Origin of the sequence: Draconibacterium mangrovi (assembly GCF_010586825.1) — a bacterium.
GTDB classification, from domain to species: Bacteria; Bacteroidota; Bacteroidia; order Bacteroidales; family Prolixibacteraceae; genus Draconibacterium; species Draconibacterium mangrovi.
The window spans coordinates 377,303-403,901 of the sequence record NZ_JAAAGB010000004.1 but is presented as its reverse complement, the minus strand read 5'-3'; the positions used below and the strand labels follow the sequence as shown (position 1 = coordinate 403,901).

Sequence of the window (26,599 nt, the reverse complement as noted above, 5' to 3'; positions counted from 1 at the left end):
AATGACAGACAACACAAACAAAAAAGTTGCCGAAAGCTTATGGAAACTTATCATGGCCCGAGGCATAGTCCTAGTAGTCGTAGGATTAGTTTTACTCCTATTCCCTCAGGCAACGCTTACAACGTTGATTTTTATTCTCGGTATTTACTGGCTAATTGACGGAGTTGTAACTCTTTACAACACCTACAAACAAAAAGATGTGAGAAGAAATTGGTGGTGGGGATTAATTACTGGCGGCCTAAGCATAATTGCGGGACTAATCGTCGTATTAAAACCTTTTTCGAGCTCAGTACTCACTACTTCTTTTTTAATGTGGTTTTTAGGATTGGTTGCTTTAATAAACGGAATTACCGGAGTTGTTACCGGGATACGAATAAAGAAATACCACACCGGCGAACGCTCTATGATTTGGGGCGGAATATTTTCAATAGTCCTCGGTATTATTCTAATTTCCTCTCCGTATACATCGGCACTGGTCGTTGTAAAAGTAATGGGTTCTTTTGCCATCTTTGCAGGTATAATTACTATTTTGCTCGCTAATCGCGTAAAAAAGAAAGCACAGGAAATGGAGAATAATTAACTATTCTGTATTTCAATTTATTAGAAATTGCAAGGCCATGATCAACAATGGCCTTGCAATTTTTTTTGTGCCCAATTCTAATAATCACCAAACCTTATAAATAAACATTTGATCAATTTATTTCTTGTTTAATTCAACTATTTCACTTACTTTCGTAAAGCACATATGTTTATTATATGAAAACAATAATTACTTCATCCGGAGACAATGCAGATGCTAAATTTGATTTACGATTTGGACGTGCGGCTTGGTTTTGTGTGTACGACAAAGAAACCCACACAACTAACTTCATTGAAAACAGTTTTAAAAACTCAAATGGCCGAGCCGGTACAAAATCTTCGGAAATGGCTGCTGAATTGGGTGCGCAACAGATCATCTCGGGTCATTTTGGACCAAAAGCCAAGGATATGCTGGAGAAATTTGAAATTCAAATGATAGAGTTAAATGATGAAGAACTGAAAGTAAGAGATGTGATTTCGAGAATTGAAAACAATTAGAAACAATGCCAGGATTAAACAAAACCGGACCAATGGGACAAGGAGCCCAAACCGGCAGAAAACAAGGAAGATGCAACCCCGCATTAAATGAAGAACAGTTTGCCAACGTTGGAAGACGAGGTGGAAGAGGTTTCAGATTTAGAAATCGCGCAACCGACGAAAACTTACCAATTGATTGGGGACGTGGAAAAGGGAGAGGTCGTGGCCGGGGATTTGGCCCTTTAGAAAATTAATAATTTGAAATAAGCATGAGAAAAAAAATTGCTGTTCCTGTTGACGAAAGCGGGATTTTAGACGGACATTTCGGACACTGCAAGTACTTTGCACTGTTAGATGTTGAAGAGACAACGATTGTAAACGAAGAACGGGTAACTCCCCCACCTCACGAGCCGGGAGTGTTGCCTAAGTGGTTAGCCGAAAATGGCGTTACCGATGTGCTGGCAGGAGGAATGGGCCATAAAGCCATTCAAATTTTCAACTACAACAATGTAAATGTTTTTGTGGGTGCACCGCACCTTTCTGCATCCGAACTGGCACAAGGTTTCCTTAACGATACCATCGAGTTTTCGGCCAATTACTGCGACCATTAGGAAATATCTGGCGGTTTTATGCTGTCTGACAATAGTCCAAAACATGCTAAGTTTAGTGCATTTCTGAGATTTCATAGTCACTCAGAGTTAGGTTAGCTACTAATTCGGTATTCCCCGGGGCAACACTCCGGGGAATTTTTTAAACACAATTGAATATGCAAATTGCCATAGCAAGCGGTAAAGGAGGTACCGGCAAAACAACCGTTTCGGTTAACCTGTACTATTTCTTATCTGAAAAATATTATCACCGCATACAATTAATCGATTGCGATGTGGAAGAACCTAACGATATACTCTTTTTTCCTCAAGCGAAAAAAGAAGCAGAAAAAGAGGTTTTTACCATCGTTCCTGAAATTGATAAAGAAAGGTGTATCTATTGCAAAAAATGCGGGGAATGGTGCGAATTCAATGCAATTAGCATTGTTCAAAGACTAAAATTTGCGGAATTAAATTACGAACTTTGCCATTCCTGCGGTGCATGTTTTGCGGCTTGTTCGTTTGAGGCGCTCACACCGGTTCAGAATTCGCTGGGCAGCATTTCTGATTACCGGACAACCTTTGGCGCCGGAATAGTTGAAGGACGGCTCAAAATTGGTTCCGCCATGCAAACGGCATTGATTAAAAGTGTAAAAAAGCTAGCTGATTCAAATCAACAAATTACGTTGCTGGATGCACCTCCCGGCACAAGTTGCCCGGTTGTTGAAACCGTTGCAACAGCTAATTACGTCATTCTGGTTACCGAACCCACTCCCTTTGGCTTGCACGATTTAAAAATAACAGTTGAGCTGCTAAATGAAATTCATAAACCATTTGGCGTTATTGTAAACAAAGCAGGTTTGGGGAACAACGCTATTTATCAATTTTTAGAGGAAAACAACATCACGTTGCTGGGTAAAATACCATTTTCAAAAGTGTATGCGGAGAATTATTCGCGGGGAGAATTATTTGAAAATATACCGGTGGATGTAGAAAAAGCTTATCATTCTATCCTTGCAAAACTGGCTACCATTATCAACTAAAATGAAAGAAATTACAATACTCAGCGGAAAAGGTGGTGCCGGCAAAACAAGCATTGCTGCTGCCTTGGCTTCGTTGGCCCGAAACGCTGTATTTTGCGACAACGATGTTGATGCTGCCGATTTGCATTTGATTTTAAAACCCGAGATAAAAGAAACGCATCCATTCGATAGCGGCTCACTGGCATTCATCAATCAGGAAGAGTGTACAAACTGCGGAACCTGTCAGAAAGCTTGTCGATTTGAAGCGATTTTTACTAACGAGACTGGTTTCCCTGAAATCAATCCCTATCAGTGCGAAGGCTGTCGTTTATGCGAACGACTTTGCCCGGTCGGCACCATTCAAACTACTCAAAACCGGAACAACCAGTGGTTTATTTCCGACACACGTTTTGGATTGATGGTACACGCAAAAATGGGTCCCGGCGAAGAGAATTCAGGTAAACTGGTAACACGAATACGAGAAAAGGCAAAAGAACTGGCCAGGGAAAATAAAGCACAATTTATAATAAACGATGGGCCTCCGGGAATTGGCTGCACTGCCATTTCATCTATAACCGGAACAAATGCCGTTCTGCTGGTGATAGAACCAACAGTTTCAGGATTACACGATGCCAAACGGCTTGTGGAACTGGTTAATTCGTTTAAAGTTCCAATTTATGCCATCATTAACAAACACGACATAAACCTTGAATTTACGGCAACAGTCGAACACTATTTAATCGACAACAATATTCCGCTTGTTGGAAAAATACCTTTTTCAGAAATGTTTGTTGAGTGCATGTTACACGAAAAATCGTTGGTTGAATATGCGCCGAATCATCCAATAAGTTTAAATTTAAAAACCATTTGGGAAAAAATCAGCAATAATTCGATTCATTAAACATGTTAATAGTCTCTATTTTAACAGATAATACAGCCGGAGGACAATTTATCGCAGAGCATGGACTCTCCTACCTCGTTGAGATCGATAATGAAAAAATTCTATTCGATACCGGTCATTCTGATGTTTTTTTGCAAAATGCTAAAAAGCTAAATATCGACATTGAAAAAGAGGTAAAAAAGGTAGTTCTGAGTCACGGACACTGGGACCATGGAAACGGATTAAAATACCTGAAAAACAAAACGCTGATAACTCATCCGGACAGTTTTTCAAAACGATACCGAAAAACAGACCACACTCTGGTAGGATTGGAACTAACCAAAAATGAGATTGAAAAACAGTTTACATTAATGGAAAGCAGAGACTCGCTACAACTTTCCAAAAACCTGTTCTTTTTGGGCGAAATATCACGAAATAATGATTTTGAAAGCCAATCAACCAGCTTTGAATTTGCAGATGGTTCCGATGATTTTATCCCTGATGACTCAGCATTGGCTGCCATTGTGAATAAAGAATTGATTGTGATTACCGGCTGCTCACATTCCGGTATATGTAATATTTGTGAACATGCGAAAAAGGTTACCGGAGTTGATAATATTAAAGCTGTAATCGGCGGTTTTCATTTGAAAGAACAAGACAAACAATCGCTAAAAACCGTTGAATATTTTAAGAAAAGTAAAGTCGAGAAACTTTTACCATCGCACTGTACAGCACTTCCGGCCCTGGCATTATTTCACTCAAGCTTTACAACAGAGCAGGTAAAAACAGGAATGGTCTTTAGATTTTAGTACGCTTGCTGAAATACAATCTCACTGATTCCGGCAACTTTCTGGTTAGTTGGATCAACATATATACGAACCGTTAAGCGCCGGTCGTTTACTCTAACAACTTTTTCCGATGTCCATTTTAGCTCTCCTGCGTCCAGGTCATAGGAAGAGCCTTCAACACCTTCGTATTCAATTTTTTGCCACGAATCCTGTTCCACATCTCCTACCTGTGCCCGCACCCGGTACACACCGTTTCGCACATTAATTTCGTATTCAAAATAATTTTTCGGATTCCGACATTCCGCATCAGAGCCCCCGAACAGTACTTTCTTTAATCGGGCATTCCCTTGTTCGCCCTTTGTGCAAAACATAACTTTATCGGTTGTGTTCCAGGTTCCCATATCCCATCCCATACCGGCATATTCCTCAAAGGCAAGCAGGTTTTTCCGGTTGCCGTTACTTTGTGGTTGCCGCGCAAAATCCACTTTTCCCCGGGTGAACGATTTCGTAAAATTAAAGGTGTTTTTAAAATACAGCTCGTACAACTGCGGGAAAAAATTTATGCAGTTGGCATACCTGTTTTCGTAATTAGGAATGGTATCACTTTTTACCACTGCCAGTTGCAGATAAGCCCATTTTTCGTCTCTCCATACCGTTCCTAAAAGCTCTCCGGTTCTCACATCCTGTCCATCCTTTACCTGAACAGTGTTGGCGTATAAACGATCGTACACATAAAAAACCGACGGATTTGAATTACTCTGCAAAAGCATGCACGCTTCTTTACTATTGCGTCCATCTTTTTGCTCTTCTACCCAAACAACTTTACTATCTTCAATGGCCAGCAACCAGTGTTTTTCAATGCCCCGCGCATCGGTTAAAGCAATTCCGATTCCCTCGTTCGATTTCACTTCATCATTGCCCCCGTTGCAAGCTTTTCCCGGGAACGAAAACATATGGTTATCTTCGTTCATATTCCAATTAAAACCATCGTTATAACTCACCGGAAAACCAAACGAATCAGGAGCCAGCATCAAATCCTGGTTATCCGACAAACAAATCAGTGCGTCCTTTTTTAATAATCCGTGCGCCGCTTTATTGGAAGCCAGCTTTTTTACATTTTGATTATCGGCAACAAAAGCACGCACCCGATTTAAACTCGTCGGCAAACTGCGCCGGCTTACCTTCAGTTCAATGGTATCATTATCAATACTCAGTGTGTTATAGTGGTTATGTATACCGAGCAGCACTATATCTTCCCCCTTAAACTTTATGGTATCTCCAACACTGGCATTGTAATAGTGGCAATTTCCCCAACTAAAATCGGGTTCGGTCACCAGCTGTGCACTACTCAAAAAGCTAAGCCAAACAAGAATATATATGGTGATTAGTCGTTTCACTCGTTATCTTTTAATTCGAACCTGTTGTCAATTGTATATCCAAAACACTTTAAAGCTGTTTTACCCTGAAGATAAAACTAAAATCAGGCACTAAAACTGCTCTCTTTAACAAAACTATCAATAAAAGTAGTGTTTAGAAAATTATGATACATGAAAGCAACCTCTTCTGGTATTTTTCTGTCTGTATAAATGATACAAATGAATTTAATCAGTTTTTAGTAAGATTTACTGATAAGCGTATTTAACATACTCTCCTTTTTTAGTAATTTTGATAGCGTTCAGAAAACAATTGACCCAATGATTAGATCACTCCTTGTTATTCCGTTATTTATTTTTGCCGTTTTGCATGGCAATGCTCAATCGGTTGGGCTTGTGCTTAGTGGTGGTGGCGCCAAAGGAATGGCGCATATTGGGGTGATACGGGTTCTGGAAGAAAACAACATTCCAATCGATTATATATCAGGAACTTCAATTGGAGCAATTGTTGGTGGACTTTATGCCGCAGGTTATTCTACCGAGGAAATGGAAGAACTTTTTAAGTCGGATGATTTTTATTTCTGGTCGACCGGAAAAATACAACGTGAATACCGTTATTATTTTAAACGTCAGGAAGACGATCCAACCTGGGTACAACTTCGTGTGGCAAAAAAAGATGAAAAAGTAAAAATTCTGCCACCAACCAATATTATTCCAGGTGAACAAATGGATTTTGCCTTTATGGAACTAACGGCTGCAACCAGCGCGGCCTGTAACTATGATTTTAACCAGCTGATGGTGCCTTACTTTTGTATTGCCGCCGATGTAAACAATAGTAAACCACTGGTTTTGCGCAACGGCGATTTGGGCAATGCCATGCGGGCATCGATGACGGTTCCGCTTTATTTTAAACCTATCGAGATTGACGGGAAATTACTCTTCGACGGTGGTTTGCTGAATAACTTCCCTACCGACCATATGAAAGAAATTTTTAACCCGGATATTATTATCGGGCATAAGGTGGCTGATGATGTAAGAGCTGCCGACGCCGATGATGTTATGCGGCAAATTTCGAACATGGTGATGCGGCCTACTAATTTTGAGATTAAACCATCGGATGGAATTCTTCTGGAAACTAAATTCGACAATGTTGGTTTGCTCGATTTTCATAAAATAGATACCGTTCTGGCCCGCGGAGAACAAACTACACTGGCCCAAATAGATAGTATAAAACAACTGATTAAACGTCGTATTCCAAAAGAAGTGGTTCAGGCAAAACGCGACAGTTTTAATGCACGAAAACCTGAACTCAACTTTCAAAATATTCAGGTTGAAGGTGTTACCGACCCCATGCAACGACAGTTCATCATCCAAAGTATAAAACACCGGAATAACATTGTCTCGCTTTCTGCATTAAAAACCGAATATTTCAAATTGGTTGCCGATGAACAGCTAAAGTCGATCCAACCCATTACGCGCTACAATCCCGGTACGGGTTATTTCGATCTGCATTTAAAAGTAGAACCCGAAAAACGTTTGGATTTGAGTATTGGTGGAAATATTTCTACCAAGCCGATTAACCAGGGTTTTGCAGCGATTAATTTCCGGAGCTACAACAGCAGAGCCTACTCGCTTCATTCAAACATTTATTTTGGGCGATTTTACAGTTCATTTAAGTTGGGGGGCCGCATTGATTATCCAACAGCACTGCCTTTCTACCTCGAGTCGTATCTAACCTTTAACCGCTGGGATTATTTTTCGTCGAGTACAGAGCTGATTTTCGAAGATGTTCGCTCGCCGTTCATTATAAAAGATGAAACCAACTTCAGATTAGAAACCGGATTACCGCTGGGCCTGCACAGTAAAATTTATGCGGGTATTGCCTATTCATCGGCAAGTAATGATTTTTATCAAACCGATGAAACGGAAGAAGGAGGTACGCCTAACAATTCAAAATTCAACGCATTCGTTTCGAAGTTGGCATTCGAAAATAACTCACTGAATTACAAGCAGTATGCAACAGAAGGTGCCCATCGTGTAATTGACGGTAGATTTGTGATTGGCGAAGAAAAGTACATAGCAGGAAATAATGCAAAGTCTGCAACACAACTTTCAAATCATAATTATTTTCAACTTCATGCCCAATCTTTACGCTATTTTTCGTTGGGAGAGAGATTTGTGTTGGGTACTCATCTCGAATCATTTTTAAGTACAAAAAAATTGTTTCAAACATACCGGTCGACAAAACTTTCAGCCCAGGGATTTTCGCCAACACCACACAGTAAATCGCTGTTTATAAACGAATTTAATTCGAATAATTTCCTGGCCGGAGGATTAAAAGCCATATTCAAATTCTCGCCCGACTGGCATCTTCGTGTTGAAGGTTATGGTTTTTGCCCTATTCATGAAGAGTTGGAACAAGCAGACCTTTCGGCAATTAAAAGCGACGATTTTATCAATAATTATTATCTGCAGGGATTGGCTGCATTGGTTTATCAAACCGGAATCGGACCGGTAAGTCTGTCGTTCAACTACTACGAAAAAAGTAATACCAACCTTTATGTTACGCTGAATTTTGGATATATCTTATTCAACAAACGAGGTTTGTAAAACAGGTATCCAAATTAACTACGAATATGATTTTCTATAGCTGAAGGAAGTTCAAACGACAGCTCCACTACCCCGCAGAATTTCCCGTTTTCCATCCATGGTTTTTGGGTAACTACCTTTGTTACTCCATCCTTTTCAGTGGTATAGGTATTCTCGGTTGGTGTTGCCAGCATTTCACGAAGTTTGGTTTTCGATGGCTCGGGATGACAATCCAGAAGGTTTGTACCCAACAATTTTTCGCCGCCATACTTTTCAAACTGCCGAATGGAAAAATCATTCATATAAACAATAATCCCCTCTGTATTGCAAACTGTAATGGCTCCACCAAATGCGTCCATCCAGTTTACGTCCCTATCTTTCAATATCATTTTTTACGATAGCATTTCACCCATTCAACATCGAAACTGGCTGATGATCCGGGTAATTTATCAATAACAAGACTTGAAGCATTTAACTCCAAAGGTTTATTTAAATCGTTACTGTTCAGCTGTAAAACCTCCTGTTCATTAATTTTCCAGGTGAAAGTTGCTCCCGATTTTTCGAGCGAGAAAATATAAGCTCCCTTTTTCAGGTTATTAATTTCCAATCCTTCTGAAGCTATTTTTCCGCTTCCGTTCATGGTGTAAATTCCCAGAATATTTTTTGCTCCCATTTCAACCAGGTTAACACGCGGAACGTTGCTGCCATTGGCCAGGTAAAATGAACTGGCCACCTGTTTCACGGGATTAAAGAAAATTTTTGCTTCAACAATTCCATCCCCGAACTGGAAATTCTCGCACGAACTGATCATTCCCGACGTATAGTCGAAATCAGCAGGAACAAAGCCGGCTGGCATTTGCCAAACCATGCCTTCTTTGTTTTCACGTTTAACCTGAATACTTAGTTTATTACCGGTTTGAATGTTGGCACCGTTAGTGAAAACACTTAAGTCGCCCGGCATTGCATAGTTTTGCCCCAAAGTTTTTGATGCTGTTAACGAGCTTGTCATCCATTTGGTATTATCCAGTTTTTTATCGGCAAACGAGTCCTCAAACACAACATCCCAGTTTTTGAAAAAGTCAAAATCGCTGCTGTCTTTGTATTTAAAGTATTTTACAAATTCCGGTTTCTTCTTATCGGCTTCGTATTGGTTCAACTTCTGCGCATCTTCTGTTTTTTCCCAGCGTTTTTTGTCTTCCAACCACGCTTTTTTCTTTTTATATTCTTCCGATTCAATCAACTCTTTAAGTTCGTTATGTCGTTTTAAATCAAACGATTCTTTAACGTCAAGGTAGTTTTTGTAGAGTTTCGATTTCTCGTATTTCAACACAAAAGTCACCACCGGATCAGCTGCCAGTTTTTTATAATCTGTGTATTTTTTGTAGGCTTCGCTTTTTTCAAACTTCTTCTTGTCTTTTAAAAAGGCAACCTTCTTTTTGAATTCTTCGGTGTTTACCTGTTCTTTTAATTCTTTGTAACGAACCAGACTATGACTTCCGCTAATCTCGTGATACAACTTCAGGTTTTTCGATTTCTCGAATTTGAAATAGTTTACAACTGCCGAATCCTTGCTCAAACGGTTAAACTCCTTCTTCTTTTCGCTATCATTTACTGCTGCCGTTTTTAACTCTTTGTATTGCTTCATTTTATCCGAAGCTTCAAATGCCTTGTGCTGTTTCAGTTTTTCCGAACCTTCCAGCTCATTGTAGGCTTTTATACCGGCCGATTTTTCAAGCTTTTTTAATTCCTTTAAATGCTTCTCTTCAGCCGAACCTTTAAAAACCCGGCCTTTAATTTCCTTTTTATCTTTTTCAAAATCGCCATCTTTCACGTATTCTTCAAGCGCATAAAAATCTGCCAGTTTCTGCGATTCTTTTTCTTTCTCATACCGAATCAGGTCAGCAGAACCTTCTACCTTAAAATAGTTCTTTATACGTGCTGCCTTTTGCAATCCATGAAATTCCTTTAATTGCTTTTCCTCCTCACTTCCTTTAAAACTATGTCCTTCAACCTCCTTCTTCCTTGCAGCAAATTCATTGGAAGTAACATATTTTTCCAACTCTAAAAATGCTTTCAGCTCTTCTGAATCTTGCGTTTTTAAAAATTCAGCGTAATCGTCGGCTAATTGTTTGCGCTTTTTCTCGATTACCTCAACCGACTTGATCTTACCTGTAAGTTGAAGTGAAAAAATTTTAAATGACATCTGGTTTGCTATTAGATTCGTATTTGTATCAAAAATAAAAATTTAATGGGTTTTTTAGTATTAAAACGTAATAATCTGGGGATTTCTCCAAAATTTATCCTTTCTGTTTAACATATGTAGGGTTTTTAACAAAATCACACAATAAAAACTGAAACTTCGTTCTTAGCTGTTTATATGTTTTCCGCGCCGTCATTGGTGTTCAACGTTATTTTAAATAGATTTGGTCGGACTATAAAAGCAAACAATGATTAAACACTCAGAACTAATCTTAAATAGCGATGGAAGTATATTCCATTTACATTTAAAACCTGAAAACATTGGCAGGCAAATTATTCTTGTTGGCGATCCTGCCCGCGTTGATACCATTGCCGGCTTTTTCGACAAAATCGATTTTACGGTGCAAAACCGTGAATTTAAAACGATTACCGGATTTTACAAGCAAAAGAAAATATCAGTTATTTCAACAGGAATTGGCACCGATAATATTGATATTGTATTGAATGAGCTAGATGCTCTGGTAAATATCGACCTGGAAACACGCAGTGTAAAAAAAGAACTGAGCTCGCTTGATATTGTTCGTATAGGCACATCGGGCGGATTACAGACTGATCTTCCGGTAAACAGCTTTGTGGTTTCTGAAAAATCGATTGGTTTTGATGGTTTGCTGAATTATTACGCCAACCGCGAGCAGGTTTCCGACATGGAGTTCGAAACGGCCTTTCGGAATCATACCCAATGGAGCAATTCGCTGGCAGCTCCTTATACCGTTGATGCCGGACAAAAGCTACTGGATAAATTTTCGGATGAGCGCTTTAAAAAGGGTGTTACCATTTCGGCACCGGGCTTTTATGCCCCACAAGGCCGGGAGTTGCGTTTACCATTGGCTTTCCCTCAATTAAACGAATTGGTTGAAACCTTTTCGTACAAAAATTTGCGGATAACCAATTTTGAAATGGAAAGCTCGGCCATTTATGGCTTGTCGAAACTGATGGGGCACAACGCGCTTACGGTATGTTTAATTATTGCCAACCGCGTTACGCTTACCGCCAACGAAAACTACCGCGACGAGATGAAAAAACTAATTAAAGCAGTACTCGATAATTTAAGTAATTAGGCATGAAACAGGAAAGACTTGATGCACTAATCACCCTCCTTGATGATCCGGATACAACTGTGTTCCAGATGGTTCAACAGGAATTGCTAAAAGAAGATGAAGAAATTATTCCGGCTTTGGAAAAAAAGTGGGAACAAAGTTTTGATGAGAACAGTCAAAACCGTATTGAAAATATCATTCAAAGCCTTCAGTTTAAAAGAACTTTTAGCGGGCTGAAAAACTGGATCAACCAAACGCCGGGAACGCAAGATCTTTTTGAAGGATTTTGTGCCGTCGATAAATTTCAGTACCCGGATTTGAATCCGTTAAACCTGACCTTAAAGATCGAGAACCTGCGAAAATCGATCTGGCTGGAATTGAATAACTCGTTGACGCTACTTGAAAAGACGACCATATTAAACCATTTCATTTTTAATTTGAATGGTTATTCGGTGAATTTGAGCAATCCCAATTCGCCACAAAACTGCTTTTTAAACCAGATACTGGACACCAAACGCGGTAATCCGGTTTCGATGAGTATTTTTTATACGATTATTGCCCGAGCCATTGAGCTACCGGCATATCTGGTTGATTTCCCGAAAAACCCGCTGGTAGCCATTGTAGATGCAGAACTGGCACAAAAAGTACATGGTTCAACCCGGGATACAGAGGTGCTCTTTTATATCAACCCATCGAATAAAGGCTCGATTACCAGCCGCAGAGAAATTGATTATCACCTTAAAAGAAACGAATACCGACCTATAAGAGAATATGCCGAGCCAAAACCTGATGTTTTATTTATACAACGTCTGGTAGAATCGATGCTTGAGGCATACAATGCGGTTGGATATACCGAAAAGGAAGATAAGATAAAAGAATTGCTTAGTTTGTTTTAAGGACAGCAAACTTTAGGCATAAAAAAACTTCGACCATTTGGCCGAAGTTTTTTTTGTATCTATAAAGTTGTACTTCTTACTTCGCATAACTTACTGCACGGGTTTCCCTTATTACAGTAATTTTAATCTGTCCCGGATAAGTCATTTCATCCTGAATACGTTTCGAGATATCGTATGAAAGCTGTTCAGTATCCTGATCGGTTAATTTCTCTGAACCAACAATTACACGTAATTCTCTACCCGCCTGAATAGCATATGTCTTCAGTACTCCAGGATAAGAAAGTGCCAAATCTTCAAGGTCTTTCAATCGTTTAATGTACGACTCAACCACCTCGCGACGGGCACCCGGACGAGCACCAGAAATAGCATCACAAACCTGAACGATTGGTGCAAATAATGATTGCATTTCCACTTCGTCGTGGTGAGCACCAATGGCGTTGCAAATATCCGGTTTCTCTTTGTATTTCTCCGCCAGTTTCATACCAAGCACTGCGTGTGGCAATTCCGGCTCGTCATCCGGCACTTTACCAATATCGTGCAACAATCCGGCGCGTTTTGCTTTTTTAGGATTTAATCCCAACTCCGATGCCATAGTAGCACATAGGTTAGCTACCTCGCGCGAGTGCTGCAGCAGGTTTTGTCCGTATGATGAACGGTATTTCATCTTACCAACCAAACGAATCAACTCAGGGTGTAAACCATGAATTCCAAGGTCGATGGCAGTACGTTTACCGGTTTCAATAACTTCTTCGTCAACCTGTTTTTTCACTTTCTGCACCACTTCTTCAATACGTGCAGGGTGAATACGTCCGTCGGTTACCAGCTGGTGCAAAGCCAAACGGGCAATCTCGCGTCGTACAGGATCGAAAGCTGAAAGCACAATTGCTTCCGGAGTATCGTCAACAACAATCTCAACACCGGTAGCGGCTTCAAGGGCACGAATGTTTCGGCCTTCACGACCAATAATTCGTCCTTTAATTTCGTCGCTTTCAATGTGGAAAATAGTAACAGCATTTTCAATAGCCGTTTCGGTAGCCACACGTTGAATCGATTTTACAACGATCTTTTTAGCTTCCTTATTGGCAGTCTGTTTCGCCTCTTCCATTATTTCGTTAATGTATGCAACGGCTTCTGTTTTGGCTTCTTCCTGTAACGATTCTACCAACTGCTCTTTTGCATCATCAGCCGAAAGTCCTGAAATTTGCTCCAGTTTTTCAAGGTGTTGTCTGTGTACTTTATCAAGCTCTTCGCTTTTGTGCTCAACACGCTGTAATTGTGTATTCAAATTCTCGCGAATAGCTTCCACTTCACGGCGTGTAGTTTCAAATTCTTTTGTTTTGCGATTTAACTCATCGCGACGTTGATTTAAAGTTGTCTCACGTTGTTTGTACTTGTTCTCCTCCTTCGCTAACTGCGAATTCCTTTCATTAATGTACTTTTCGTGTTCCGATTTTAACTGCAGAAATTTTTCTTTGGCCTGCAATATTTTATCTTTTTTAATCACTTCGGCCTCGGCTTTTCCTTCGCCGATAATCCGATTCTTTTTCGCCTTCAGGGCCTTATCCCACACCAGATAAGCTAAAGCGCCTCCCACAATAAACCCTGCGGCTACTCCTATTATTATATCCATATTTCAAATAATTAGTTACTAAAAAACCCGTAATAAACCTGGTCCTCGTTCGAACCGGCCTAATACGGGCTTTGATTATTTATGTATTCAGACTTTATTTCTTTTCCTTTTCCTTAAGAAAATCAGAAATATCATCCTTTATATCCTTTATATCATCAACGAATTGAGAGTAATCGCGGCTTTGTTGCTCTTCAGTGTAACGCAGTGCCACCTGAAATGCAGTCATTGCCAAAATATCCTGATTGTCGTTATCCTGAAACATCTTCCGAAATGACGAAATCGTTTCTTCAACAATCTTTGCAGCTTTTCGGTATCTCTCTTCCTCGTCGCGATTGATGTTTAGAGGGTAAACCCGTCCATCAATCTTAATATGTATTCTAAAGTCTTTATCTTTCAAAACATTACCTGTTTAGTAATGCGATACATTTATCAATCTCCCGTATCAAAAAGTCAATTCTCTGTTTAGCTTCACCGTTTTCATCCCGTTCAGATAAAATCCGGTTGGCTACTTTTAGTTGCTCGTAACTCCGACCTAATTCAACCTTTTCATGCTCCATTAATTCAATTTCCTGCTTCAGGTCCTCTACCTGTTCACTCAGCATTTTATTTTTCTGTTCCAATTCATTGTATTTTTCGAACAGTTGCTGTGTATTGCGCTTTAAATCATTAAGTAGCAAGTGATCCTCTTCGGTCATTTTAGCTGCATTTCGCGAACAAAGTTAACTTTTTTTCCTGATTGTAAAAGGAAATCAAATCGATTGCATTCTTTTTATGCTAACAAACCTATGTTAGTAGTTTGCAGATGAACAATGAAGATTACAGGACAAAGTTAAAAACAAGACTTGCAGCCGTTATAAATTAATTAAATTTGGTGCTTCCAATTAAGCCGGATAATTCATTTGATTCGAGCAATAAACATGTTTTTCCGGGTTAATCCCGACTTTGTTGAGTTCATTTTTGACTATCGAAAATGGGAACGAAACTTTGTCGCATTGGAAGGTTTGCTACGTGGAGATAAATAATACGGATTAAACAACGATGAGAACATTTTTTACACCTCTTTTTCTTTTATTCGCATTGTTTGGGATGGCCCAACAACGCTATTATACCGATCCGGTGAAGATTCCCTTACTGCTAAGCGGAAGTTTTGCAGAGCTGCGAAGCAATCATTTTCATTCGGGCATCGATTTAAAAACACAGGGTACAACAAGCTTGCCGGTTTATGCTGTTGCCGATGGTTACGTATCGCGTATTGTGGTATCGCCAACTGGTTATGGTAAGGCTTTATATATCGATCATCCCAACGGGACCACCTCTGTTTACGGGCATTTAAAAGCTTTTAGTCGTGAAATTGCCAAGTATGTAAAAGATCAGCAATACAAAAAACAATCTTTTCGGGTCGACCTCCAAATTCCGTCGTATCTGTTCCCGGTTAAACAGGACGAAGAGATTGCCAAAAGCGGGAACAGCGGAAGTTCGGGCGGGCCGCACCTGCATTTCGAAATTCGCGACACCAGAACGGAAGAGCCACTAAATCCTTTGAATTTTGGATTTCCGGTGAAAGATGATATTGCCCCAAAGATATTCTCAGTGTTGCTGGTTCCGCTCTCCGACAGTTCGCATGTGGCTTATTCGCGCACGCCAAAAAGTTACCCCGTAGTTTTTTACGAGGGCAAATACCACTTAAAAAACAATCCAATCATTCCGGTTTGGGGAGAGATTGGCGTTGCCATACAAACCAACGACTATTTTAACGACAGCTACAACAAATGCGGTATCAACCTGCTGCGGATGCTGTTTAATAACGAAGATCAGTTCTCGTTTACCCTCAACCGTTTTTCGTTTAACGATACGCGTTATCTGAACAGCCACATTGTGTACAGCGCGTATAAAACGGAACAACGCCGTTATATAAAAACATGGATCGACCCGGGAAACAAACTCCCAATATACACGCACAACGGATCAGAAGGACACTTAATTTCGAAGAACGAGCAAAACGGAAAGGTTGAAATAGAACTGCAGGACACGTACGGAAATACCTCGTTGATTGACTTTACAATTGTGGGGAAAAATGCTAACCTTAAACCAGATTCAATAAAAGGTGAACGTTTTGTTTATAACCATTTTAATCGTTTTGCAAACGATTCGGTTCGGTTGGAGATCCCGGCAGGTGCTTTGTATTCCGATTTTCGTTTTGAATACCGCACCGAAAAGGCTTCCGATACCTTTTTCTCCGATTATCATTTCCTCCACAACAATACCGTTCCCTTACACAAAAATGCAATGATTGCCATTCGCACCGACAGCCTGCCTGCACATCTGGAATCTAAAGTAGTTATGGCTTACGTTCACCCGGTAACGGGTGAATTCAGCGCTGCCGGTGGCCGTTACCAAAATGGCTGGGTTACAACAGAAACGACTAATTTAGGCGTTTATGCAGTTACGGTTGACACCATTCCGCCAGAGATAGTCCCATTAAGTATCGCAGACAATAAACTAACTGAGGCGAACCGGATTCGTTTTAAAATCAAGGATGACCTTGCCGGCATAAATACCATTGAAGGTTTGCTCGACGGAAGGTGGGCACTTTTTGAATACGACCCGAAAACAGCAACAATAACCCATTATTTCGATAAGGAGCGATTTGAAATGGGAAAAAACCATACCTTCAAATTAACAATTACCGACTATCGAAATAACAATACAGTTTATGAAACTCAATTTTGGAAGTGATTAAAATTGTGAAAAGATGAAAAATTCCCGGGAAAGTAAAAATACGTTTAAGGCCATTGGAATGATGTCGGGCACCTCACTCGACGGATTAGACTTTGCGGCTGTTGAATTTACGGAGCACAATAATAAATGGGCGTTCAAATTGCAGGAAGCCGAAACCATTTCGTACACTTCTGAATGGAAAAAACGCCTTGAAACAGCACATACGCTTTCCGGAACTGAACTCACAAAACTAAATGCAGAATACGGGATATTCCTGGGCGAACAAGCCAGCAAGTTTATTAATAAAACAAAATTCGCAGCGGATTTAATTGCATCACACGGCCACACTGTTTTTCATCAGCCCGAAAATGGTTTTACCCTGCAAATAGGCAGCGGAGCACATCTTGCTGCCGAAAACAATTGCCTTACAGTTTGCGATTTCAGAACCGGCGATGTAGTACTTGGTGGCCAGGGAGCTCCGCTTGTACCTATTGGCGACAGCCTGCTTTTTTCGGAATACGATTACTGCCTCAATCTGGGTGGTTTTGCCAATATTTCGTACGATGCGAAAGGTGTTCGTTTAGCTTTTGACAATTGCCCGGTGAATATTGTTTTAAATCCGCTGGCAGAAGAATTTGGTCTGCCCTATGATAAAAACGGCAATTTAGGTAGGAAAGGAAAAGTTGATGAAACCCTTCTGAAAAAATTAAATGCACTCTCCTACTATCACCAGCAGCCTCCAAAATCGTTAGGGCGCGAATGGATCGAAGCTGATTTTCTACCCATTCTGGATGAATCAGAATTGAATACTTACGATAATATGCGCACCATTTACGAGCATATTGCCGTGCAAATCACAAAAGATCTGTCAGGTAAAGGAAAAATGCTGGTAACCGGTGGCGGTGCATTCAACTCCTTTTTAATTGAACGGATGCAGGAATTAACAACAACTGAAATCGTTCTTCCCGAACCGGATCTGATCAATTACAAAGAAGCCATCGTTTTTGCATTTATGGGCGTGCTTCGTCTGAAAGAACAGGTAAACTGTCTGGCATCAGTGACCGGGGCAAGAAAGGACAGTTGTGGCGGTGTGATCTTTTTGCCCTAAATTCGTTTTAACCTCACACAAAAGATATTCTACAGCAGGGAAATTCATTTGCAGACAAAAATCATTCTCTTGTATTTTCATTCCCTCTAACTTGCCCTCAAACTAAAACTTTGAATATGAACTCAGATCCTGCAAAAAGAATTTTCGATATCCAGCAATTTGGCGAATTTGGTGGTGTAAACCCATCGATAACCGATTCTTCAACCTACACTTTTCTGGAAGGCGAAACCATGGAAGAAACATTCCTCGGCCATATGGAGGGATGTTTTTTATACTCGCGCCACTGGAACCCGAGTAATAAATTCCTTGCCGACGCACTGGCAGCCATGGAAGGAACAGAATCGGCATGGATAACATCATCAGGAATGGCAGCCATTACCTGTTCCATATTGCAACTTTGCAAATCGGGCGACCACATAATAACCAGTGTAACCACATATGGCGGCACCTATGCCTTTCTCAAAAACTGGCTCCCTAAATACAATATTGAAGTTTCATTTGTTGATATTACCGATTTGGAACAGGTGAAAAATGCTTTGCGCCCCAATACAAAAATCATTTACACCGAAATGGTTACCAATCCGTTACTTCAGGTTTCTGATATTCCCGGGTTGGCAAAAATTGCCCACGACCATCAGGCAAAAATTATGGTCGACAATACTTTTACGCCTATGATATTTTCGCCGGCCGAACTGGGTGCCGATTTTGTGGTGTACAGCATGACCAAATTTATAAACGGTAAAAACGATTGTGTAGCCGGTGCTATTTGCGGCTCGAATGAGTTTATCAGTCAGCTTTCGAATGTAAACGACGGCACAGCCATGTTGCTGGGTCCTGTTCTTGATCCTTTACGCTCGTCGAGCATTTTGAAGAATCTGCACACCCTGCATCTGCGTATAAAACAGCACAGCAAGAATGCCTTATTTCTGGCAGAAAAACTCGAAGAAATGGGCGTTTCAATAAAATACACCGGCCTGCCAAGCCATCCGCAACATGAATTGCACACACGCCTAATGAACAAACAATACGGTTACGGCGGAATGCTGGCGATTGACCTGGAAACGGAAAAACGCGCTAACGAAGTGATGTTTAAAATGCAACAGGCCAATATTGGCTACCTGGCAGTTTCGCTGGGCTATTTCCGCACGCTGTTTAGCTGCTCGGGACACAGTACATCATCAGAAATTCCTGTTGAAGTACAAAAAGAAATGGGATTATCTGATGGACTGGTGCGGTTTTCTGTTGGTTTGGATAACGATATTGAGGAGATTTTTGAACGGATAAAAAGCTGCCTGTAATACGAAATAAAAATCATTAGCCAGTTTTTTCATTTCATTATCTTTGCCCCATTGATTGAAATAAAACAGACTTAAAATGAGGAAGATTAGGGTTATAGGAATGCTCGTTCTGACATTCATTCTTTTAAATCAGCAGCTATCGAATGCTTGTACCAATTTTTTAATTTCAAAAGGCGCTTCTATCGACGGGTCAACGATGATCACCTATGCGGCCGATTCGCACACGCTTTACGGCGAGTTATATTATCAGCCGGCAGCCGATCACCCCGAAGGTGCCATGCGTAAGATTTACGAATGGGACACCGGTATTTATTTAGGTGAAATTCCGCAACCGGCACACACCTATAGTGTAATTGGCAATATGAACGAGTTTCAGCTGGCCATTTCAGAAACCACTTTTGGCGGCCGCAGCGAATTAGCGAGCCAGCCGGGTGCAATTATGGACTACGGCAGTTTGATTTATGTAACACTTCAACGTGCCAAAACAGCCCGCGAAGCCATCGAGGTAATGACCGGTTTGGTTGAAGAATATGGTTACTACAGCTCGGGGGAATCATTTTCGATAGCCGATCCTGAAGAAGTTTGGATTTTAGAGATGATTGGCAAAGGACAAGGCGAAAAAGGGGCTGTTTGGGTTGCACAACGTATTCCCGATGGTTATATAAGCGGACACGCCAACCAGGCGCGTATTACAACTTTCCCGTTAAACGACTCGAAAAACTGCCTGTATTCAAAAGATGTAATTTCGTTTGCCCGCGAAAAAGGCTGGTTTATGGGCACCAATAAAGATTTTAGTTTCTCCGATGTATATGCTCCGGTTGATTTTGGTGCCGCACGTTTTTGCGATGCGCGCGTTTGGGCCGGTTTTAACAAAGTGGCCGGCGGAATGGAAGAATACACCGAGTATGCAAAAGGAATTGTGCTGCAAGGTGGCGAAAACAATTATGCAACCAACCGTTTGCCCTTGTGGGTAAAGCCCGATAAACAACTGAGCGTTCAGGATGTGATGGGTATGATGCGTGATCATTTTGAAGGAACAGAACTGGATATGACACAGGATTTGGGAGCCGGACCTTACGGACTGCCCTACCGCTGGCGCGGACTGACATGGGAAGTTGATTCGGTTGAATACTGCAACGAGCGCGCCATTTCAACTCAGCAAACCGGATTTTCGTTTGTGGCACAATGCCGCAACTGGTTGCCCGATCCAATTGGTGGAATTCTGTGGTTCGGCGTTGACGACACCTACTCAACCTGCTACGTTCCGATGTATTGCGGAATTACAGAAATTCCGGAGTGTTTTGCAGTGGGCAACGGCGATTTGCTTACTTACAGCGAAACATCTGCATTCTGGACTTTCAGCCAGGTGGCCAACTACGCCTACCTGCGTTACAGCGATATGATTAAAGATGTAAAAATCGTTCAGCGCCAACTGGAAGATAAATTTGTGACCTACGTACCGTCAATTGATAAAGCAGCTGAAAACCTGTATAACACGGTTAATGAAGAACAGGCAAGAAAATTTATTACCGAGTTCTCGCGAAATGAAGCTGAAAATATGACCAAAGAATGGAAAAAACTCTATCATTATTTGGTGGTAAAATACACCGATGGCAACATAAAACGCGAAAGTGGCGGCGAATTTGTACGTACCGAAACAGGTATGCCGGCATCGCCAATTTTTGCAGGATACCCCGAATGGTGGTACGAAGCAATAATTAAAGCTACGGGCGACCATTTTAAAGTAAATGGTAACAGCCATTAAAAGAAAAGTGTGTTTCAATACCTGGAACCAGGCAAATAATTGAAAATAAAGGCCAAAAGTGTTTGAGGAGTTGAAAAAAACACTATTTTTGCAGCCGATTTAATGCAATCTCTTTCCCGATAATCATCTGGATACATTGCCAACTTATTAAAAATTAAGAAAATGGACTTAGTTAAATTAGTAGAGAAAGAATTTGAAGTGGAAGTAAACCACCCAAAATTCGGCGCAGGTGATACTATCACTGTTAGCTATAAAATTAAAGAGGGTAACAAAGAAAGGATTCAGAAATTCCGTGGTGTTGTTATCCAGATAAGTGGAAGAGGAACTACCAAAACTTTTACTATCCGTAAAATGTCAGGTAACATTGGTGTTGAGCGTATCTTCCCTATCAGCTCTCCTTTCATCGAGAGTATCGAATTGAACAAACGTGGTAGCGTTCGTCGTAAACGTATCTTCTACTTACGTAGCTTAACAGGTAAAAAAGCCCGTATCAAAGAAAAAAGATTCTAAAAATTGCATCGCAATAAGTAAAAGGTCTCCGCTTGGAGGCCTTTTTTTTGCTCCCTACACAAAACTGTTCCAAAACTCAAACTGATCGAATTTTAACGTCGGCTAAAAAGCATAAAAAAGCCCCGTTCCTTGTAAAAATGGAACGGGGCTTTTCTCTTCATCTAAAATACCCTTCCTCTTATCCTTCCCTGCAAGCAAGGAAGGACGATTGGACAGTGGTTGTTCACATCAAAAACATCAATTTATTTAATTCGTATTTACTTGTGGAGGCTGATCGTCTTTCCCTTCAAGGAAGGGAGAGATAAAAGTGAGGGTAAGGTTTCCGGAAGTAAATTCCGGCTTCTTGATAATAATCTGAATTAACCACCTGATCGTTTTACTTTATAACCATCAGCTTTAAGCAGCTCGATAATACGTTGGCAAAAGTCGCCCTGAATAAGGATTTCGCCATCTTTAACAGTACCGCCTACCCCACATTTCGATTTAAGTTTTTTACCCAGTTCTTTCAGGTCGTCTTCTGATCCAACAAAACCGGTTATAAGCGTTACCGCTTTGCCTTTTCGTTTTTTCCGATCCAGCATTACCCGCAAATCCTGTTGATTGGCAGCTAAGGTGTCCTGCTCTTCCTGTTCGTCTTTATCGTAGTTAAAATCAGGATTGGTTGAAAACACCACTCCTAATCGTTCTTTCCAGTCATTATTCGACATATCACCTCCAAATTACTATTAAACTTCCCGTAAAATAAGCCACTACCCAAAATAAATAAGCGGTTTTTGTATAAATAATATGCGTTTTATGTGCCTTGCTGTCGCGACCTTCGGCAATATACATTTTCCAACACCATATTGCCTCCACCAACATGACTAAAAACGCTGTTGCACCAAGAAAACCGTGCAAGGTAAAGGGAGATCCCTTTGAGCCCAAAACCATTAAAGTTATTGCAACAATATCCAGTACTACGCCTATCGACAAAAAGGTAACTACAATTCGTCCAACAATTCTGAATCGCACCAATGAAATGCTTCCAACGCCGTAGGCCAGAAACGACAGGGTTATTACAAATGCACCAATAATGGCTAATGGATTCATATTACTCTGTTATTCGGGTTGTAAGATAATATTATCTGCGTAAATATTCACCCTAACAATAAGTTGGTTCAGTTTTTAATCAAACTTTAACCGGCCGTTTGTATCTCGTTTACTCAGCAGCAGGTTTTTTATTTCCCCGTTTTTATTCACCTGTACAATGTTGCTCTGGTCGCTAAAAACATCGGTAAGCAAATTACAGTCTACTTCTATGTTCTTCAGGTCGGCAATGTTACCGATCTCCATGTAGGTCCAAACTACGTCTGTCTCCAGCTCCTTGCCAACAAATGCTGGTTCAACATCCTTGTCGTTTACCTTCAGCCGGATACTTTTCTTTAAATAATCATAAATATATTCGTCGGTATGCGCATCTTCCCGCGTTTCGCCAATGTAAAGTTTATTGTGCCCTTCTTCCGACAATCCTTCGATCAGATCGTCGACAAAGATTTTTACCGAAATTTCAAGCGATTGGTTTTGCTCATTAAAATCTATCTGGCAAATACTCACATAAAAAGGATGTGCATTGGAGAAAAACACCCCTAAAAAAAGAAACAAAACCGGTAGAATTATTTTTTTACTTATTTTCATGCCCTTCAAATTATTGGGCAAAAGTAAAAATTTTATGAGTTTATTCGAGATGTACCTCAAATTGGGGTTCAAACACATTATTGACATTCACGGTTACGACCACATTGTTTTTGTTCTGGCCTTATGTGCCGGGTACAATTTAAGCCAGTTTAAAAAGATATTTATACTGATAACGGCTTTCACCATTGGGCACTCGATTACGCTGGCACTATCCACTTTAAACGTCGTTAATGTTTCGTCCGATATAATTGAATTTCTGATTCCGGCCACCATTTGTGTTACGGCCATTGCCAATATTATTCCGTTTAAAGCCAAAAATAACCGGGTGGTTTATGTGCTTACTTTGTTTTTTGGTCTGATACACGGACTGGGATTTTCAAACTACCTGAAACAACTGTTGGGGCGCGAGTCGAATATCTTAACACCTCTGCTGGCCTTTAACATCGGTCTCGAATTGGGGCAACTGCTGATACTTGCCATCTATTTTGCGCTGATGTTTCTCACCGTGCAATTGTTTCGGTCGAAAAGCGATTTCTGGCGCATTTTTGTATCCGGAATGGCTTTTGGTATTTCTGTTATTTTAATGATAGAGAAAGCACCGGCCGTTTTTTAAACTTTCGTTTCATAACAAATCCGAAGCCATTGCAAGCTTTTGTAAACAAATTGTATTTTTTATAGTAGAAATTACAATAACTTAAAAGTATTGCTAATTTTGTTCGCCTAGCATTTTGGCATCGATATTAGACATTTAATTACATAATGAAAAAATTAGCACTTTTTATTACCTTTTTTGTATCTGCCTGTGCCGTTTCGCTGGCTCAGGAAAACATTAACCTGAATAAGTTCAGGCAGTTAAAACAAGAGTTGGCAACACCTAATGTTTACCGTACCGCATCGGGGGCACCGGGGCACGAGTACTGGCAACAAAAGGCCGATTACAAAATGAACATCAGGCTGGACGACGAAACCCAGCGAATTTATGGCGAAGAAACCATTACCTACCACAACCAGTCGCCCGACATTCTGAAATATTTATGGTTGCAGCTCGACCAGAATATGCGTGCAAAGGATTCGGACACCTACAAAACAATGACTTCAGGATTAAATCAGCGTGTTTCATTTGGCCAGTTGAAACGCATGATGTACGATTTTGATGGTGGTTTTAAACTGGATTACGTGCAGGATGCCGATGGAAACGATTTGCCGGCAACCATTAATAAAACCATGATGCGTGTTGATTTACCCGAAACTTTAAAACCGGGCGAATCTTTCACTTTTAAAGTAAAATGGTGGTACAACATTAACGACCGCCTAACTGATGGTGGCCGTTCGGGTTACGAATATTTTAAAAACGAAGACAACTACATTTATACCATTGCTCAGTTTTACCCGCGTATGGCCGTTTATAACGAAGTGGAAGGCTGGCAACACAAACAGTTCCTCGGAACAGGCGAGTTTACCCTGCCCTTTGGCGATTTTGAAGTGAGTCTTACCGTTCCGGCCGACCACGTGGTGGGTGCAACCGGAGTTCTTCAGAACACCGACGAGGTATTGACTCAGGAACAGATCGATCGTTTTGAAAAAGCAAAAGCCGATACGGAAGATCCTGTTTTTATTGTATCTCCTGAAGATGCACTGAAGGCTGAGAAAGGAAAAGTAAAAAAAGAAAAAACATGGGTATTTAAAGCCGAAAATGTACGCGACTTTGCTTTTGCCAGCTCGCGTAAATTTATCTGGGATGCGATGGCCGTAAAATTTGGCGAACGCACCGTAATGGCCATGTCGTATTACCCCAAAGAAGGGAACCCGCTGTGGGAGCAATACTCAACACGCGTGGTAGCGCATACTGTAAAAACCTACTCGAAATTCACTTTCGATTACCCCTACCCGGTAGCCATTTCGGTACACACCGACCGCATTGGAATGGAATACCCGATGATTTGTTTTAACGGTGGCCGCCCCGAAAGCGACGGTACTTACAGCAAACGCACCAAATACGGAATGATCGGTGTTATCATTCACGAAGTGGGACACAACTTCTTCCCGATGATCGTAAACTCCGACGAACGCCAGTGGACCTGGATGGACGAAGGATTAAATACATTTGTACAGTTATTAACCGAACAGGAATGGGAACCCGGTTACCCGTCGTCGCGCGGAGTAGCAGCCAACATTGTTCCTTATATGAGTGGCGACAAGAAATTTATTTCGCCGGTAATGACCAACTCCGAGTCGGTTTGGAACCTGGGTAGCAATGCTTACGCCAAACCAAGTACGGCACTGAATATTTTGCGCGAAACTGTTATGGGCCGCGAACTGTTCGACTATGCTTTTAAAGAATATGCACAACGCTGGATGTTTAAACACCCTACTCCTGCCGATTTCTTCCGTACCATGGAAGATGCCTCGGGAGTTGATTTGGACTGGTTCTGGCGCGGATGGTTTTTTACCACCGACCACTGCGATATTTCGATGGAGAACGTAAAATGGTACCAGGCCAATACCCAAGATCCTGAAGTGGAAAAACCACTAAAAAAAGCCACTGACGAAGAGGCAGCTATTTCCATTACCACCATGCGCAACAAAGCATTTGCCAATGAAACCTACAGGGCTAAAAACCCTGAAGCTGCAGATTTTTATACCACCTACGACGAATACAAAGTAACCAAAGAAGATAAAGAGGAGTACGATCGGTTTGTAAAAAGCCTGAGCAAGGAAGAAAAAGAATTGCTGGGTGCCAACCTGAACTTCTACCAGATCGACTTTAAGAATTTGGGCGGACTGGTAATGCCGGTGATCCTGAAATTTGAATTTACCGACGGAACAGAAGAGCTTCAGTACATTCCTGCCGAAATTTGGCGGAAAAACAACGAAGAGGTATCTAAGGTGTTTATGTTTAGCAAAGAAGTGGAGCAAATTATCCTCGACCCTTACCGCGAAACTGCCGACACCGATTTGAACAACAACTACTGGCCCGAGCGTAGACAGCCAACCCGTTTCGAATTGTACAAATCAAGATATGGCAGTGGCCGATACTCCGGAGGTGGCGAAAACCCCATGCAAAAGGCAAAAAAATAATACCGATTAGCTTCAAAAATGTCGTCCCGAAGTCGGGACTCCTTTTTCAGTCTATCGGCATTAACAATTGTAATATGTAAAATTTTCCACAGGCCATTTTAAATTACAATTTGTATAATCCTAACCGCGATTTAAATAAATCAGAAAGGAAGCACTTCGATAGGAAGTTTGCTTCCTTTTTTTTTGATAGTCCTCTGAAGGCCAATAGCAAAATCTGAATAAACGATATCCAAATCAACTGCAGATTGATACGTTTTGCCTTGTTCTGCATTGGATATTCGTTATTGAATATTGGTCATTTTACCTACCCCTTCAAAAGTTATTTTTATGT

General features: G+C 40.9%; 26 protein-coding genes. 17 read left to right on the top strand and 9 right to left on the bottom strand.

Annotated features, from left to right (window positions below):
• Position 1 precedes the first annotated feature (1 nt).
• From G4420_RS13285 to G4420_RS13255, 7 genes are all read left to right on the top strand, one after another.
• Positions 2-580, top strand: a complete 579-nt coding sequence (locus G4420_RS13285) for an HdeD family acid-resistance protein (RefSeq protein ID WP_045033092.1) — start codon at positions 2-4, stop codon at positions 578-580.
• Positions 581-756: 176 nt separating this feature from the next.
• Positions 757-1,077, top strand: coding sequence for a NifB/NifX family molybdenum-iron cluster-binding protein (locus tag G4420_RS13280; protein WP_163324190.1), 321 nt, complete (start codon positions 757-759; stop codon positions 1,075-1,077).
• Between the two features lie 5 nt (positions 1,078-1,082).
• A complete protein-coding gene (locus G4420_RS13275) occupies positions 1,083-1,310 on the top strand; it encodes a DUF5320 domain-containing protein (RefSeq protein WP_163324189.1) in 228 nt (75 codons plus the stop codon).
• A 15-nt stretch (positions 1,311-1,325) separates the two neighbouring features.
• Entirely contained in the window at positions 1,326-1,667 is a 342-nt protein-coding gene (locus tag G4420_RS13270; protein WP_163324187.1) for a NifB/NifX family molybdenum-iron cluster-binding protein, read from the top strand.
• A 155-nt stretch (positions 1,668-1,822) separates the two neighbouring features.
• Complete coding sequence (locus tag G4420_RS13265; RefSeq protein WP_246241632.1) at positions 1,823-2,686, top strand: nucleotide-binding protein; 864 nt, start codon at positions 1,823-1,825, stop codon at positions 2,684-2,686.
• Between the two features lies 1 nt (position 2,687).
• The gene (locus tag G4420_RS13260; RefSeq protein WP_163324183.1) at positions 2,688-3,566 is read left to right on the top strand and encodes a nucleotide-binding protein; all 879 of its coding nucleotides are present in this window, start codon (positions 2,688-2,690) and stop codon (positions 3,564-3,566) included.
• 2 nt (positions 3,567-3,568) lie between these two features.
• Complete coding sequence (locus tag G4420_RS13255) at positions 3,569-4,354, top strand: MBL fold metallo-hydrolase (RefSeq protein ID WP_163324181.1); 786 nt, start codon at positions 3,569-3,571, stop codon at positions 4,352-4,354.
• Here the strand turns inward: G4420_RS13255 and G4420_RS13250 are convergent.
• Entirely contained in the window at positions 4,351-5,730 is a 1,380-nt protein-coding gene (locus G4420_RS13250) for a hypothetical protein (RefSeq protein ID WP_163324179.1), read from the bottom strand. The genes G4420_RS13255 and G4420_RS13250 overlap by 4 nt on opposite strands.
• 297 nt (positions 5,731-6,027) lie before the next feature.
• Here G4420_RS13250 and G4420_RS13245 point away from each other — a divergent pair, with 297 nt between their 5' ends.
• Positions 6,028-8,316, top strand: a complete 2,289-nt coding sequence (locus G4420_RS13245; protein ID WP_163324177.1) for a patatin-like phospholipase family protein — start codon at positions 6,028-6,030, stop codon at positions 8,314-8,316.
• A 14-nt stretch (positions 8,317-8,330) separates the two neighbouring features.
• On the opposite strand, the gene G4420_RS13240 is transcribed toward G4420_RS13245, so the two are convergent.
• Both G4420_RS13240 and G4420_RS13235 read right to left on the bottom strand, forming a co-directional pair.
• Entirely contained in the window at positions 8,331-8,684 is a 354-nt protein-coding gene (locus tag G4420_RS13240) for a transcriptional regulator (RefSeq protein WP_204273683.1), read from the bottom strand.
• Positions 8,681-10,498 (bottom strand): hypothetical protein, encoded by a 1,818-nt coding sequence (locus G4420_RS13235; protein ID WP_163324175.1) that lies wholly within the window; start codon positions 10,496-10,498, stop codon positions 8,681-8,683. Before G4420_RS13235 ends, G4420_RS13240 begins: the two co-directional genes overlap by 4 nt.
• A 244-nt stretch (positions 10,499-10,742) precedes the next feature.
• Between G4420_RS13235 and G4420_RS13230 the strand changes: the two genes are divergently transcribed.
• Both G4420_RS13230 and G4420_RS13225 read left to right on the top strand, forming a co-directional pair.
• Positions 10,743-11,612, top strand: coding sequence for a nucleoside phosphorylase (locus tag G4420_RS13230; RefSeq protein WP_163324173.1), 870 nt, complete (start codon positions 10,743-10,745; stop codon positions 11,610-11,612).
• 2 nt (positions 11,613-11,614) lie between these two features.
• Complete coding sequence (locus G4420_RS13225; protein ID WP_163324171.1) at positions 11,615-12,487, top strand: transglutaminase-like domain-containing protein; 873 nt, start codon at positions 11,615-11,617, stop codon at positions 12,485-12,487.
• 76 nt (positions 12,488-12,563) lie between these two features.
• On the opposite strand, the gene rny is transcribed toward G4420_RS13225, so the two are convergent.
• The 3 genes from rny to G4420_RS13210 form a co-directional block, all read right to left on the bottom strand.
• On the bottom strand, positions 12,564-14,117 hold the full coding sequence (rny, locus tag G4420_RS13220; RefSeq protein WP_163324169.1) for a ribonuclease Y: 1,554 nt from the start codon (positions 14,115-14,117) through the stop codon (positions 12,564-12,566).
• Positions 14,118-14,211: 94 nt separating this feature from the next.
• Positions 14,212-14,514, bottom strand: a complete 303-nt coding sequence (locus tag G4420_RS13215; RefSeq protein ID WP_045033106.1) for a cell division protein ZapA — start codon at positions 14,512-14,514, stop codon at positions 14,212-14,214.
• A 4-nt stretch (positions 14,515-14,518) separates the two neighbouring features.
• Positions 14,519-14,812 (bottom strand): hypothetical protein, encoded by a 294-nt coding sequence (locus G4420_RS13210; RefSeq protein WP_163324167.1) that lies wholly within the window; start codon positions 14,810-14,812, stop codon positions 14,519-14,521.
• 343 nt (positions 14,813-15,155) lie between these two features.
• Between G4420_RS13210 and G4420_RS13205 the strand changes: the two genes are divergently transcribed.
• The 5 genes from G4420_RS13205 to rplS all read left to right on the top strand — a co-directional run bounded on the left by G4420_RS13205 (position 15,156) and on the right by rplS (position 21,516).
• Positions 15,156-16,853: a M23 family metallopeptidase gene (locus G4420_RS13205; protein ID WP_163324165.1), complete on the top strand. Its 1,698-nt coding sequence runs from the start codon at positions 15,156-15,158 to the stop codon at positions 16,851-16,853.
• A 16-nt stretch (positions 16,854-16,869) separates the two neighbouring features.
• Positions 16,870-17,943, top strand: a complete 1,074-nt coding sequence (locus G4420_RS13200) for an anhydro-N-acetylmuramic acid kinase (RefSeq protein WP_163324163.1) — start codon at positions 16,870-16,872, stop codon at positions 17,941-17,943.
• A 116-nt stretch (positions 17,944-18,059) separates the two neighbouring features.
• Entirely contained in the window at positions 18,060-19,241 is a 1,182-nt protein-coding gene (locus G4420_RS13195) for an aminotransferase class V-fold PLP-dependent enzyme (RefSeq protein ID WP_163324161.1), read from the top strand.
• A gap of 76 nt (positions 19,242-19,317) precedes the next feature.
• A complete protein-coding gene (locus G4420_RS13190; protein ID WP_163324160.1) occupies positions 19,318-21,006 on the top strand; it encodes a dipeptidase in 1,689 nt (562 codons plus the stop codon).
• A 162-nt stretch (positions 21,007-21,168) separates the two neighbouring features.
• Positions 21,169-21,516 (top strand): 50S ribosomal protein L19, encoded by a 348-nt coding sequence (gene rplS, locus G4420_RS13185; protein WP_163324158.1) that lies wholly within the window; start codon positions 21,169-21,171, stop codon positions 21,514-21,516.
• Positions 21,517-21,875: 359 nt separating this feature from the next.
• Here the strand turns inward: rplS and G4420_RS13180 are convergent, their stop codons facing one another.
• The 3 genes from G4420_RS13180 to G4420_RS13170 all read right to left on the bottom strand — a co-directional run bounded on the left by G4420_RS13180 (position 21,876) and on the right by G4420_RS13170 (position 23,190).
• A complete protein-coding gene (locus tag G4420_RS13180) occupies positions 21,876-22,223 on the bottom strand; it encodes a translation initiation factor (protein ID WP_163324157.1) in 348 nt (115 codons plus the stop codon).
• A gap of 1 nt (position 22,224) precedes the next feature.
• Complete coding sequence (locus G4420_RS13175) at positions 22,225-22,605, bottom strand: hypothetical protein (protein WP_163324155.1); 381 nt, start codon at positions 22,603-22,605, stop codon at positions 22,225-22,227.
• A 75-nt stretch (positions 22,606-22,680) separates the two neighbouring features.
• The gene (locus G4420_RS13170; RefSeq protein ID WP_163324153.1) at positions 22,681-23,190 is read right to left on the bottom strand and encodes a DUF6702 family protein; all 510 of its coding nucleotides are present in this window, start codon (positions 23,188-23,190) and stop codon (positions 22,681-22,683) included.
• Between the two features lie 34 nt (positions 23,191-23,224).
• Between G4420_RS13170 and G4420_RS13165 the strand changes: the two genes are divergently transcribed.
• Positions 23,225-23,803, top strand: coding sequence for a HupE/UreJ family protein (locus G4420_RS13165; protein ID WP_163324151.1), 579 nt, complete (start codon positions 23,225-23,227; stop codon positions 23,801-23,803).
• A 146-nt stretch (positions 23,804-23,949) separates the two neighbouring features.
• Positions 23,950-26,268: a M1 family metallopeptidase gene (locus G4420_RS13160; RefSeq protein ID WP_163324149.1), complete on the top strand. Its 2,319-nt coding sequence runs from the start codon at positions 23,950-23,952 to the stop codon at positions 26,266-26,268.
• The last annotated feature ends 331 nt before the right edge of the window (positions 26,269-26,599 follow it).